Origin of the sequence: Anseongella ginsenosidimutans, from assembly GCF_008033235.1 — a bacterium.
GTDB lineage: Bacteria > Bacteroidota > Bacteroidia > Sphingobacteriales > Sphingobacteriaceae > Anseongella > Anseongella ginsenosidimutans.
This window is the reverse complement of the sequence record NZ_CP042432.1, coordinates 2721490-2734381: the sequence shown is the minus strand read 5'-3', so window position 1 is coordinate 2734381 and position 12892 is coordinate 2721490. Positions and strand designations below refer to the sequence as shown.

The following is a 12892-nucleotide window of genomic DNA, read 5'->3' as shown; positions in this document are numbered from 1 at the left end:
CGCTGGAAAACCGGTATTTTCCACAGGTCGAAGGTATAAAAGTTTGGATGGAAACAAAAACCAGGCAGGAGTAAGCGGGGGTGCTTCTTTAAAAGAATAGTAACGAAAACAGCCGATCGCTAATTTTTCTTCGACTGTTTTTCGATTTTGCTGATCTTTTTATCAAGGCTGAATAAATAAATTGCCAATCCGGCAAAAATAACGGCTATCACCGCAACTACCACATAAATCTTACCGGATTGCCGCAAGGCGTCTGCCATTTCCACGTCCTGTGCAATACCCGCCAGGGGCAAGACCAAAAACAACAAACAAATAAAAGAGGCTAAAGCTTTCATTAAACGTTATTTAATTCTAAATGTGCAGCACACTAGCTGGCTGACTCTAATTTCCTGATCCTCAATCGTATCTGCATGATCCATATTCCCAGCAGGATCCAGCCTAAGACTGCGGGATAAAATACGGCCCGCAGCCGGGAATCCAGGTCATAGGAATTAAAGCCGGGATTGCCCCCGTTTCCGGGATGAAGCGAATCAGTCATACGCGGCAGAATGAACAACAGGGCGATCATGATCGGATAGGCGAAGATATTATAGACCGCCGAGATACGGCCTCTCTTCTGGTCTTCATCAACGGATCCTCGCAACACCAGGTAGGCCAGGTAAACAAGCATGGCAATGGCGGCACTGTTAAGTTTCGGATCGCTTGGCCAGGGCTCGCCCCAGGTGTACTTGGCCCAGACCATGCCGGTAAGCAGTCCCAGCACACCAAAGAAAACGCCTGTATTATTGCTTTCCACCGATGCCAGGTCCCATTTTTCAGCGCCCGTTGACAGGTATTTAATGCTGGCGTAAAATCCGTAAGAAAAAAGCGCGATCATCGCAAACCACATGGTTACGTGAAAATGCAGGTTGCGGATGCTCTCGTTCAGGATCGGCAGCCGCGGGACGTCCAGCAGCAATCCGCCGATAATCGAGTAAAGTATCAGTATCACAGCGCCGGTTTTCCACCAAAGGCCTTTCATTGTTTAAAGTTCAAAGTTGCTTCGCAACGGTTTATAGTTCAAAGTTTAAAGTTCAAAGTTCCGAGTTGCTTCGCAACGGTTTAAAGTTCCAGGTTGCTTCGCAACGGTTTAAAGTTCCAGGTTGCTTCGCAACGGTTTAAAGTTTAAAATTCCAGGTTCCAGGTTGCTCGCAACTGTTTGAAGTTGATTTTGCTGTTCCCGGGGTTATTGTCATTCACGCCAAAGGTACGGAAATAATATCTGTGACAAAGCAATCACGATTACGTTTATGGCAAGCAGGAGGACAATTTCGTTGCCGCTGACCGAGCGGTCCAGGCCGTCCATGGCATTCTTGCTGAGTTTGATCAGGAGGATAAGGACGGGGATGACTACCGGGAAACTGAGAATGGCCATCAGGGAAAAATTATTTCCAGCTTTGGAAGCAATCCCCGAGACGAGGGTAAGGGAACCCGCAAGGCTGATGCTGCCTAAAAATACGGAAAGCAGGTACATGGGCATATCAGCCACGGGATTATCAAATACAATCACATAAAAGACGAGGCAAACTGCCGCTATCAGCAGCATCAGCAGCATATTATAGAGTGTTTTTGCGAGAATGACAGCCTGTGGGCTGGCCAGGGTATAAAAATATAATTGCTTCCCCCGGCTCTCAAGCATAAAGCTTTTTGCCAGGGCATTGATGGCGGCAAAAACGAGGATGATCCAGAAAACAGCGTTCCATACCAGTGGATCTACCTGGCGGAAAGACAGGTAACAGGTATAAACCGTTGCCGCTACGTAAAGAAGAATGCCGTTAAGTGCATAACGGTTACGCCATTCCAGCAGCCATTCCCGCCTGATCAGGGCTCGCGTATCGCCGGCAAGTTTTCTCATCGCTGGATGTCCGTTGTATTTAACATGCTAAAGCCGATCAGCTCGTCGTACCGCGACCCGCTTCGCCGGTAGTACACAAAAATATAGTAATCATTCTCGGTTTCGTAATGATTGCTTTCCGTGTTGAAGTTATCGATCTTGCCGGAAGCATCTGCGTGTACGTAAATATAATCGTAAACCCCTTGTTTCAATAGGGGGCTGGCCTGGTAAGTCTTTGATCCCGGATCATAGAGCAGCTTGAACTCATCCTTTAACTTCCACCCGGTTAATTCGCCGAATACATAATAATTTCCCGAAGCGGCGCCCGGGGAAAAACGGAAATTCACTCTTGCATAATCCGCTTCCACATCGGGTGAATTCCCTTCCTGGAACCGGATAAAATACCGGCCGTTATAGTCGATCAGCGAAGAGTAAGCCTGGCTCAGCCTGGGTTCGTCTTCCACCAGAGAAGCAATAAAAAGGTCGTCGTGTACGATGGCCGCCACTCCTTCTCCCCGGAAACGGAGGCTGCGGAGGTCAAACCGCCTGAATTCATTTCCCCCGTAAAAATCCGTCACGTCTACAGCGTTGTAAACCAGCTGCGATGCTTTCACATAGACCGGCTGCGTCACCCATTGCGCCTTATCTTCCCGCCCATTCTGGCTTACATAAACTTTTATTTCCCCGAATGGATTGGATATCTGGAGATTCGGATGAAAGATGCTGAAGTTGATCTTCTGCCTTTTCTCCCGCTCTGCTACACGGCTGCTGCGCTCCATTTGCGCCTCAAGGCTGACTTTGCGCTCCAGCACGTAAAAGCGGCGGGTGAGTACGAGCTTCTCCGGATCGTTATCCTCATAGATCTTTAAAATATAATTCCCAGAAACCAGGGGCTGAACGGAAAAATCCGGAAGCTCAAGGCGGTAATTCGTATATTCCTGGTAGGTATTAAAGGAACTCTGGTAATCCCTGATCCGCTCCCCGGGGAAGCCTTTCAGGTACTGTATCTGCGGTATTGCCGAAGGCGTCCATTCTGCTGTACAATGCTCTACGGTGTAATAAAAATTGCGAAATCCGCCGCGCAGATCATCAAAGGAAAGCAGCAGCTGCCCTCCGCCGTTCAGTTCCAGCACCGGCAGGGATTGTTCCTCACTCGTATTATAAAACTGAACGGTGCGGATCTCCGGGACGAATACCTTATTCTCATAGGCTTCTTGTGCCCGGGCAGACGATGCTGCCAGGATAAATAAAAGTAAAATTCTAAGGCGCTTCAGCATCCCTTGATTATTCAGTTTCCAATTCTGTAATCCGTTCCGCAAGACTATTCCATTGCTCGTTCAGCTTTTCCAGCTCCTCCCGCCGGCGTGCATATTCGCGGTTTGCCTGCTCGAGTTTCGCGGGATCCTGGTAAATCGCTTCCCGGGTCAGCTCTTCTTCGGCCTGTTTTACCGCTTCTTCTTTCTCTTCTATGGCCTGCTCCAGTTCTTCCAGGCTTCTGCCCAGTTTTTTGAGTTCGCCGTTTTTCTGCCGAACGTCGGAAGCAGGAGCTGCTCCTTCCGCGGGCCCGCCGGCTGAAGCTGCTTCGGCCTCTGGCTTCTTTCCGCCTTTGCGCCGTTCTGCACTAGCGGCTTTTCCATTTTTTCCCGCTGCAGAAGATGCATCTTGCGGAGCAGCCTTTTCCCGGATATGCTCGCTCCAGTATTCATATTCCTCGTAAGTGCCCGGATATTCCTTTATTTCCCCGTCCTCGATAAACCAGATGGTATTGGCCACTTCCTGCACCAGGTAGCGATCATGTGAAACAAGGATAAAGGTCCCTTCGTACTGCTGCAGGGCTTGAACGAGTACGTTTACCGACTGCATATCCAGGTGATTGGTAGGCTCGTCAAGCAGCAGGAAATTCGCGTCTGATGTCAGGGTCTTCGCCAGGGCCACCCTTGATTTTTCCCCGCCGGAAAGTACGCGTATCTTTTTAAATACGTCATCGCCCGAAAACAGGAAACAGCCAAGCAGCGATCTGATCTCTTTTTCCGTCTTCTGCGGGGCAAAATAAAGGAGTTCATCCAGGATGGATTTTTCCAGGTCAAGCGATTCCAGCTGATGCTGCGCGAAAAAGGCGGGTACCACGTTATGCCCCTGCCGGACGGTCCCTTCGCAGGGCTCCACTCCGGCCACAATCCGGAGCAAAGTGGACTTTCCTTTCCCGTTCGCACCGATAAGCGCAATTTTCTGCCCCTTCAGGATACTGGCGGAGGTATTCTCCAACAGCGTAATTCCGGGATACGACTTGGAAATGTTTTCGGCTTCCACGACTGTTTTGCCGGAGGATTTCGAAAAGGAAAAGCGGAAGCTCAGAGAAGCCACATCGCCTTCCACATCCTCAACGCGGTCAATACGTTCCAGGGCCTTTATTCTTGACTGCACCATTTTTGCCTTACTGGCCTTTGCCCGGAAACGGTCAATCAGCTTTTGTTCTTCCTTTATCTGCTGCTGCTGGTTACGGAAGCGGTTCCGCTGGATCTCTTCCCGCAGGGCTTTCTCTTCCAGGTAAAAGGAATAATTTCCGGCATACTCTGTAAGCCTGCCGTTTTTTGCTTCCACGATCTTTTGAACGGTCCTGTCCAGGAAATACCGGTCGTGAGATACGATGATAAAGGCTCCCGGAAAAGCCCCGAGGTACTTTTCCAGCCATTTAATCGACGGAAGGTCAAGGTGGTTGGTGGGCTCGTCAAGCAGAAGCAGGTCAGGCTGCTGAAGAAGGATCTTTGCCAGCATGACGCGCATGCGCCAGCCGCCTGAAAACTCTTTCAGGGGACGGTCCAGGTCCTTGCTGGCGAATCCAAGCCCTTCCAGGATCTCTTCCGCTTTATATTGCAGGGAATACCCGTCCAGCAAGCCGAACTCGTGCTGCTTATCGGCCAGCTTCTGGAGCGTGGCCTCGGAATGGTCGGTTTCTATTTTCTTCAGCAGGGAAGCTATTTCATGATGAAGCTGATTCTGCCTTTCAAAAGCTTCCATGGCCACGTGCAGAATACTCTCATCCGGCATCAGGGAAAGCATATCCTGGTTCAGGTACCCTATTTTCAGGTCCCTGGCATTGGAAATGCTCCCTCCGGAAGGCGTATATTCCCTAACGATGAGTTTCAGCAGGGTCGTCTTCCCGGTACCGTTCGCCCCGATAAGGCCGGCTTTGTCACCAGGTTTGATATGCCAGTTGGCGTCCTTAAAAAGGGCTCTTGACCCAATCTCATATGTTAAATCGTTTATCGATATCATTTTTCGCGCAAATACAATTACCTTTGCAAAGGTACAAATTCAATTCAAAGCCTTTTCATGTACAAACAACTGATCAAGCCTATCCTGTTCAGTACTGATCCGGAAACCATTCACCATCGCGTTTTCTCTCTTATAAAAACTGCTTTCAAACTTCCCGGCGCAGGGGCCGCCGCGGGCGCGCTTTACCGCGTGGACCACCCGGGGCTCAGACGCAGCGTGTTCGGCATTGATTTCCCTAACCCTGTGGGACTGGCAGCCGGCCTGGACAAGAACGCCATATTATTTAACGAACTGGCGGGCCTGGGATATGGCTTTATCGAAATCGGCACCCTCACGCCCCGCCCCCAGCCCGGAAATCCGCAGCCCCGGCTTTTTCGCCTGCCCCAGGACGAAGCATTGATAAACCGCATGGGATTCAATAATGAGGGTGTCGAAGCCGCCGTGCATCGCCTGAAAAAGAAAAGGCCCGGCGTCATCGTTGGCGGAAATATCGGCAAGAATAAAACGACACCTAATGAAGAGGCCGTCAAGGATTACCTCCTTTGCTTCCATGCATTGTATGATTACGTGGACTATTTTGTGGTCAACGTAAGTTCTCCTAACACCCCCGGCCTGAGGGAACTCCAGGAAAAAGGGCCGCTCACAGCCATTCTCCGGGCGCTGAAACAAGCGGGGCCGGCAAATTCTCAGAAGCCTGTCTTGTTAAAGATCGCACCCGATCTGAGCAACAGCCAGCTTGACGATATTATGGAGATCGTACAAGCTACCGGTACTGACGGAATTATCGCCACCAATACCACTATTTCCAGGGAAGGGCTTCAAACCGCTGAGGAACAGCTGAACGCTATCGGAGCCGGTGGATTAAGCGGGAAGCCGCTTGCCAAACGGGCCACGGAAGTTATCCGGTATCTCGTGGAAAAGTCAGGGAACGCTTTCCCGGTAATCGGGGTAGGCGGCATCCATTCTCCCGGGGACGCCCTCGAAAAACTGGAAGCCGGCGCCAGCCTGGTCCAGCTCTACACGGGATTCATTTATGAAGGCCCCGGATTGATCAAAAGGATCAATAAAGCCATTCTGAGCAAGGCAGGCAGAAACGAAAAACGCTGAAAACCGGAAGTGGGCGGACTGCACAAAGCAGAAGAGCCGGTCCCGGGAAAAGCCGCCGGCGTATGGCTAAAATACCGGACGTCCCGGCCGGAAACAGAAATTCCCGTCCTGTTGGAACGGGAATAATTGCATGGAGGAGTATCCCCCTATATCTTTAATTCCGGGCTATCTTACCCTGAACGGGAAAGATAACATTGCCGGGAACGAATCCTTATTTCTTTAATTCCGATTCCAGCTCGGCAATCACCTCACGGTTTTTTACTACCTGGCTGCTAGCTGATTCTTCGGAACGATCTCCTATTTCAAGGCTGGTTCTGAGCTTAATATCAGCTTGTTCCCGTTTTGCAACCACTTTATTTTTACGATCTTTCCTTTTTAATCTTGTTACTGCCATCTTGTTAGTATTAAAGAGGTCGGGAGCGGATTCGAACCGCTGTATAAGGTTTTGCAGACCTCCGCCTAGCCACTCGGCCACCCGACCCTGTTGTATTTTTTAGGCTTGCAAAGATAGGCAATTAATTCAAAGCAAGCAAAAATCCTTTTTAAAACGCACGGGCTTTTAGTTTATCGTCGCGAAGCAGCCGGCCCATCCGGGCGGCGTCTTATTTCGGAACAAATAACAGCGGCCGCCGTTGCCACGTTCAATGATTCAGCCCCTCCAAAACGAGGGATCGTTACCGGGTGAGTGATGTACTTTTTTAATCCGGGAGATATTCCCTTCGATTCATTTCCCAAAAGCAATACTCCTTCACCCCCGAAACGTTCTTCATAAAGGTTGTTTCCATTCAGCAAAGCGCCGTAAACCGGAGTTTTTATTCCTTCAAGCGCTGAAGCGAGGTCACCCTGGTATAACTTCACCCGGAAAAGCGAGCCCATGCTGGCTTGCACTACCTTGGGATTGAAAAATTCTACCGAATCTTCGGACGCCAGCACCCCTCCCATTCCAAACCAATCGGCGATCCGGATAATGGTTCCCATGTTTCCCGGGTCCTGGATCGTGTCCAGGGCAAGCCACATTCCGCCGGGCTTCTCCGGGCTTTCCGGCAGGCCAAATAGGGCCTCCCCGGCATTCGGGGGAAGGTATGCCACAGCAAGTACTTTATTCGGAGTACGCTGCGTGCTTATTTTTTGAAGTTCTGTTTCGGTTAGGGCCGCAATTTTTATATTTTCAGGAAGTTTTGCTGATATTTGCAACGAGGGCAAATAAGTTTCGAGAGCATAAATAGCATACAGGTTAAATCCTGACGTTAACAGTTCGTTCAGCATTTTTGTTCCTTCAACGATGAACAAGCCGTGTTGCTCACGGTACTTTTTTTGATGAAGTGATTTTATAAAACTTATTTCAGATTTTGAGGCCATCTGCTAATTATTGCTCGACAACAATTATAATCATTTTAGCCGGGATACTTGCCCAGTCCTGTAAACCTACCCGTTACCTGGAAGAACGGCAGGCATTGATCCAGAAGGTTAAACTGGAAGGTTTTGATAAAAAACAAAAAGAGATCCGGTCCCAATCTTATGCCCTGATCAGGCAAACCCCCAACCGTTCGGTATTCGGCCTTTTTAAGCCCTACCTGGGGATCTATAACCTGGTGAATGTCAAAAACGGTCAGTATAAAGATACCCTGCGCAACGATATTGGCGAACCTCCCGCTATCCTGGACACCGCCATTACCCGCCTTTCCGCCGAAGCAATAGAGATCTATTTGCAGAAAAAGGGTTATTTCAACGCAAGGGTAGCCTACTCCATTGATTCTGTAGGACCAAAGAAAGTGGCCGTTACCTATAAAGCCGTCCCTAACCGGGTGTACACTGTACGGGAGTACAATGCCAATATTCCCGATACTGCCATCAGGCGGCTGGTGCTTCAGAGCGAATCGCTGGTGGACTCCGGTATGAATTACGATGAATATGTGCTGAGCGATGAAAGGGAACGCATTAGCAGCCAGCTCAAAAACAGGGGCTATGCCGAATTTGAAAATGCCTATATTCAGTATGACGCGGACACGGCGCTTAATAACAACCAGGTGGACCTGACTCTCCGTGTAGAAAACCCCGGCGACGGCGAGCATACGGTTTATCGCTTTAACAATACGTATATTACCATTAATCCGAGTGAAGAAAATGAACGGAGCGCGGAAGCAGATACGATCAACTATAAGGGAGACTATTACTTTATAGATTACGAAGGAAAATACCATCCGCGGGTTTTCAATAACAGCACGTTCCTGGGAAAAACACTCATTTATAAGGAAAGGGACCGCAATCTCACCTATACGCGCCTCGGCGACCTGGGGATTTTCAAATTCATAACGATTGATTTTAAGAAGAACGAACAGGACAGCACCCTGCTTGACGCTTATATTTCGCTTACTCCCTCGAAAAGGCAGTCCCTGTCGCTGGAGGGCGAACTTACTTTGATTGGAACCAGCCTTGGCGGCCTGGGCGGTTTCACCTATAATAATAAGAACCTGTTCAAGGGCGGAGAACTTTTTGAACTTCGTTTCAGGGGCGGGCAGGAAAGCAACCTGCGGCAGTTTGAGATCAACAGCAGCATCGCTTTCCCACAGATGCTGCTTCCGTTTAAATTCACCCTCGGAAAATACGGCATGCCCCGCAGCAAGTTTTCCTTTGACTACCTTGACCAGCTTGAGTTCACCAGGTATGCCCTTCGAAACTATAATTTTTCCTTCGGTTATGAGTGGAAGGAAACCCGCTCAAAAAGCCACTACCTGGCGCCGCTTAGAATAGGCGTGCTTCGTTCTATTATCAACCCCGAATTTGAAGACCTGCTGATTGAACAGGGAAACATTGAACGCGTTGCGGAACTGGACCCTTATTTCAGCCTCGGATCATCTTATACCTATGTGAACGGCGCCTATAAATTGCTGGAAGGGGGTGATTTTATTTACTTCAAAGGCAGCCTGGAACTGTCAGGAAATACGCTTAACCTGGCTCACAAGGCATTCGGCGGCCCAAGGAGCGATTCGGGGAATTATTATATGGTGGCGGGGCTGCGTTACCCGCAGTACATCCGCCCGGAAGGCGATATCCGCTTTTACCGGAAAACCGGGCCCAGGGAACAATTGGTTTTCCGCCTGAACGCAGGCGCCGGATACGCCTACGGAAACAATCCTAACCTCCCCTACCAGCGAAAATTCTTTATGGGAGGCGCTAACAGCATCCGTGCATGGCGCACCAGGACCATCGGGCCGGGAACCTATAACTACTACGACAGCCAGCCTACCGGCGACCGCAACCTGGAATATTTTTACCGGGTAGGCGATATCAAGCTGGAAGGGAACGTAGAATACCGCTTTCGCATCCTGGATGACTTTTTCTTCGCGAAGCTGAACGGCGCTACATTTGTAGACGTCGGGAATATCTGGGATTTTGAAGACGATGACCCATCCAGGGAATTTCGGGCCAGCGATTTTTATAAGGAGCTTGCCGTCGGCGCAGGATTCGGGCTCCGCTTTGATATTGACTTCCTGGTCTTCAGGCTGGATTTCGCAGCCAAGGTACATGACCCCCAATTCGGCGGAACAAATAGCTGGGTCATCGGCAAAATAGGCGATAAAGCCTTCAAGGAACGGTACAATTACAATTTCTTCAACCTCACTTTGGGTATCGGGTACCCTTTTTAGTGGTGCCGCACCAGCGTCGCCGCACCAGCCAGCGTTGCCGCGTCAGCGTCGCCGCACCAGTACCGCAGCACCAGCGTTGCCATACCAGGGTTGCCGCATCAGCGCCGCCGCTCCCGAACGCACAACAGGGTCGCCGCATGCTGAGAGGGGCAATCAGGAAATCCCAAGGATCACTTGCAACAGACCCCCTATCCACTCCCTGGCCGCATCCAGAAAAGAGTCCAGCGACAGCCCTTTCGAACTATTGAAATAAAAGAACGCTCCCAGCAGCAACAACATAAGAATGATCAGCCTTCGGAAAAACATCCCAAGCAGGATCAGGGCCAGCGGAACCACCACCAATAAGGCCAGCGGAATATGGATCACGGAAAAGCCCCCCGACAAGCCACGGTAAACGTAATACAAATGCGCGGTGCTGCCGGTTCCGCCTTCATGTTTTAAATAAAGAAAAGTTGCAGCGGCCACCTCCTGCGGGAAAGAAGCCTGGCCATCCTTAAATCTGATATCCGTCTCAAATCCATTGACAGAAAACGGAAAAACGCCGCTCAGGTCCTGCAGGCTGTTCCCCGATGCGTCCAGCGCAACCAGCTTAATGGTTTCCCCTTCCTGCTCCCGTACGGCAAAATCGGGAATATCGCCTGCAGAAACGCTAATGCTCCCTGAAAACAGGGAAATAAGGAAGTAACCGAAAATAAATAAAAGTCTATTCATTTGCCCGTTTGTTATAGATCAGGTACCCGATATGGAATAATACGCCAAGTTTCCGCTCCGGGTCGTCGTAGTAACTGACATTGAGCCCAACAGGCCCCACCGGGCTATGATAAACCAGCGCCGCCGAGGCAGCCAGCGAAAAATTGCTCAGTTCCAGATCCGGTTGCTTGAAAATATAGCCTTCCATCCGGAGATCGATGTTTTCGTAAAAAGTGATAATATTCCTCAGGCCAAGCGCAGCGTACTTCCGCGCCCGAAGGCTTTCCAGGTACAAGGATTTGCTATCGGCAAGGGGGTAAAAAACCGGCGCCATCAGCATCGAAGACTTCTGATTGCCAAAAGAAGGCTGATTTGTCCATACCCCTTCCACCAGGTAACCCAGTTTTGAGAACCCGGACGTCCGGAAATAACGTTCATAACTCAGTTTGGCCTTCAGCCAGTTTTTTTGCTGTCCCGGCAAAGCCGTTCCCTGGATGGGGATAAATCCTTCCTTCCCGGTAAAAGCATAGAATCCCAGTTGAAACCGATGCCCGCTGGACGGGTACTGCTTGCGGTCAAGCGTATTCCTTTCAAAAGAAGCCCGGAATTTATAACCGTCAAAAACAGAAAGGTCCAGAGGCCCGGACGTCACTTCATCATCCAGGTAATACTTATTATTGAGCCGTATAGCTGAAGCGGCAAATTCATAACGGCCATTGTTCCTTCCCGGAAGCCCAAGGATGAATTCAAGTTTTTTATCATTCTGGTCAATATAAGTCGGGGTCAGGTCTTCAATAAAGATCTCGCTGCTTCGGAAGTAATTCCAGTGATTGTAAATAAAATCAAGCTGCAGGAAAAAAGGCACCCGCCAGGGAATGTCCATCCTGGCCGCCAAACGGGCCGATTCGTAAAACCTTCCCGAATAGAACGAGGCCCCGAACGTATAGGAATTACTCCTGAGAATATTGTACTGGACGCCCATGAACGCGTTACTGATGGGCCTGGTGGACACATTTCCCCCGAAATTGAATAAGAAGTTCCGCTCCGGGGTCACCTGCAGTTCAAAACGATAGGTATGATCCAGGCTGTCATAGATCATACGCGGGTAAACAGTCTCAAAATTATCGTCCGCCACCAGCCGGTAATAACCATTCTTAATATCCTTCAGGGAGAGCGCGCTTTTATTCTGCCGGAAAATACGTTCAATATACCTGCGCTGTTCAACGGTAGCCCCCTTTATACTGATATCGCTAAACCGGATAGGCGGAAAGCGACTATTGAACCGGGCCCTTTTCGCCTGGAGCGTGTCCCGGCTCACCCGCCTGGAAATCAATTGCTTGATCCGCGGCATTTGCTGCAGCGCCGCTTCGTAGCCGGCTTTAATATAAGCTTCCACGGGCTCAAAATCCGTCGCGCTGAACTCACTAAGGTCCGGATTGATAAAAACGCCGTTTTCCCCAAGCTGCGTGGAATCGGATTTGGATAAAAAAAGGAATACGGTGATCTTCGACAGCAGTTGCTCATCTATTTCCTCGGGATACTCATTGTAAACTTTTGATGAAGTATTGCTGCCGACGATCACATCCGCGTCAAACTCTTCTCTCATGACGTCTACCGGGAAGTTGTTGTAGAGCCCGCCGTCAAACACATATTTCCCGTCAATCTGGATAGGCCGGTAAAAAAACGGCACCGATACCGTTCCCCGGAGCGCATCACTAAGGCTCCCATCCCTCAGCACAATGGCATTCTGCGAAAAAATATCAGCCACCATGCAGCGAAAAGGCACGAACAGGCTGTCAAAATCAAAACCAGCATTCGCCGTGGGCTGCCCCAGCAGTTCCAGCAACGCAAAGTTCATGGGAATATCCGTAGCAATGGTCGTCCGCAACCGCGCCCGGAAGGCCGAATCAATAAGCACCTTTGCCGTCAGAAACGAAGGCGCGTCAGGATTTTTCTTAAAGAAATTCCTGTAATCGCTTTCAAACCGCCCGTTTATCCAATTCTGAAAATCCGCGCTTGCCGCAATATATTCAATTTCCGAAGGCGAATACCCCGCCGCGTAAAAGCCGCCCACAACACCTCCCATGGAGGTTCCCGCTACATAATCAATTGGAATACCGTTCTCCTCAAATGCCTTCAGCACCCCGATATGCGCCAGCCCCTTTGCCCCGCCCCCGCTCAGCACCAGCCCCACCTTCTGCCCATACAAGCACGAGCCAGGCAAAGACATCAACACCAATAAAAACGCAATCTGAAACCTTTTACGCATACGTCAGCTTTAACGGGTCCGCCCACACAA

Annotated in this window: 11 protein-coding genes, 1 tRNA gene and 1 pseudogene; 2 read left to right on the top strand and 11 right to left on the bottom strand. The window is 50.0% G+C overall.

Annotated elements, in window-relative coordinates; translation table 11 throughout:
- Positions 1 to 119: 119 nt before the first annotated feature.
- The 5 genes from FRZ59_RS11190 to FRZ59_RS11170 form a co-directional block, all read right to left on the bottom strand.
- Positions 120 to 335 carry a CcmD family protein gene (locus FRZ59_RS11190; RefSeq protein ID WP_165922837.1) on the bottom strand — a complete coding sequence of 72 codons (216 nt, stop codon included), beginning with the start codon at positions 333 to 335 and terminating at the stop codon, positions 120 to 122.
- A 32-nt stretch (positions 336 to 367) separates the two neighbouring features.
- A complete protein-coding gene (gene ccsA, locus FRZ59_RS11185) occupies positions 368 to 1021 on the bottom strand; it encodes a cytochrome c biogenesis protein CcsA (RefSeq protein WP_132129026.1) in 654 nt (217 codons plus the stop codon).
- Positions 1022 to 1231: 210 nt separating this feature from the next.
- Positions 1232 to 1894 (bottom strand): heme exporter protein CcmB, encoded by a 663-nt coding sequence (locus FRZ59_RS11180; protein WP_132129025.1) that lies wholly within the window; start codon positions 1892 to 1894, stop codon positions 1232 to 1234.
- Positions 1891 to 3150: a type IX secretion system plug protein gene (locus FRZ59_RS11175; protein ID WP_132129024.1), complete on the bottom strand. Its 1260-nt coding sequence runs from the start codon at positions 3148 to 3150 to the stop codon at positions 1891 to 1893. Before FRZ59_RS11175 ends, FRZ59_RS11180 begins: the two co-directional genes overlap by 4 nt.
- A 7-nt stretch (positions 3151 to 3157) precedes the next feature.
- Positions 3158 to 5149 carry an ABC-F family ATP-binding cassette domain-containing protein gene (locus tag FRZ59_RS11170; RefSeq protein WP_132129023.1) on the bottom strand — a complete coding sequence of 664 codons (1992 nt, stop codon included), beginning with the start codon at positions 5147 to 5149 and terminating at the stop codon, positions 3158 to 3160.
- Positions 5150 to 5206: 57 nt separating this feature from the next.
- Between FRZ59_RS11170 and FRZ59_RS11165 the strand changes: the two genes are divergently transcribed.
- On the top strand, positions 5207 to 6256 hold the full coding sequence (locus FRZ59_RS11165) for a quinone-dependent dihydroorotate dehydrogenase (protein WP_132129022.1): 1050 nt from the start codon (positions 5207 to 5209) through the stop codon (positions 6254 to 6256).
- A gap of 211 nt (positions 6257 to 6467) precedes the next feature.
- Here the strand turns inward: FRZ59_RS11165 and FRZ59_RS11160 are convergent, their stop codons facing one another.
- The 4 genes and pseudogenes from FRZ59_RS11160 to FRZ59_RS20005 all read right to left on the bottom strand — a co-directional run.
- Positions 6468 to 6650 carry a spore protein gene (locus FRZ59_RS11160; protein ID WP_132129021.1) on the bottom strand — a complete coding sequence of 61 codons (183 nt, stop codon included), beginning with the start codon at positions 6648 to 6650 and terminating at the stop codon, positions 6468 to 6470.
- A 16-nt stretch (positions 6651 to 6666) separates the two neighbouring features.
- Positions 6667 to 6737 (bottom strand) — tRNA-Cys (locus tag FRZ59_RS11155).
- A gap of 83 nt (positions 6738 to 6820) precedes the next feature.
- Positions 6821 to 7345 carry an RNA methyltransferase gene (locus FRZ59_RS11150; RefSeq protein WP_225975034.1) on the bottom strand — a complete coding sequence of 175 codons (525 nt, stop codon included), beginning with the start codon at positions 7343 to 7345 and terminating at the stop codon, positions 6821 to 6823.
- A gap of 12 nt (positions 7346 to 7357) precedes the next feature.
- Positions 7358 to 7615: pseudogene (locus FRZ59_RS20005) on the bottom strand (RNA methyltransferase); the annotation flags it as partial.
- On the opposite strand from FRZ59_RS20005, the gene tamL reads away from it, so the two are divergent.
- Entirely contained in the window at positions 7606 to 9903 is a 2298-nt protein-coding gene (gene tamL, locus FRZ59_RS11145) for a translocation and assembly module lipoprotein TamL (RefSeq protein ID WP_132129019.1), read from the top strand. The pseudogene FRZ59_RS20005 and the gene tamL overlap by 10 nt on opposite strands.
- Before the next feature lie 153 nt (positions 9904 to 10056).
- Here tamL and FRZ59_RS11140 read toward each other — a convergent pair whose 3' ends face one another.
- Both FRZ59_RS11140 and FRZ59_RS11135 read right to left on the bottom strand, forming a co-directional pair.
- Positions 10057 to 10614 (bottom strand): hypothetical protein, encoded by a 558-nt coding sequence (locus FRZ59_RS11140; protein ID WP_132129018.1) that lies wholly within the window; start codon positions 10612 to 10614, stop codon positions 10057 to 10059.
- Positions 10607 to 12862, bottom strand: coding sequence for a patatin-like phospholipase family protein (locus FRZ59_RS11135; protein ID WP_225975033.1), 2256 nt, complete (start codon positions 12860 to 12862; stop codon positions 10607 to 10609). The genes FRZ59_RS11140 and FRZ59_RS11135 overlap by 8 nt, the downstream gene beginning before the upstream one ends.
- Positions 12863 to 12892 lie beyond the last annotated feature (30 nt).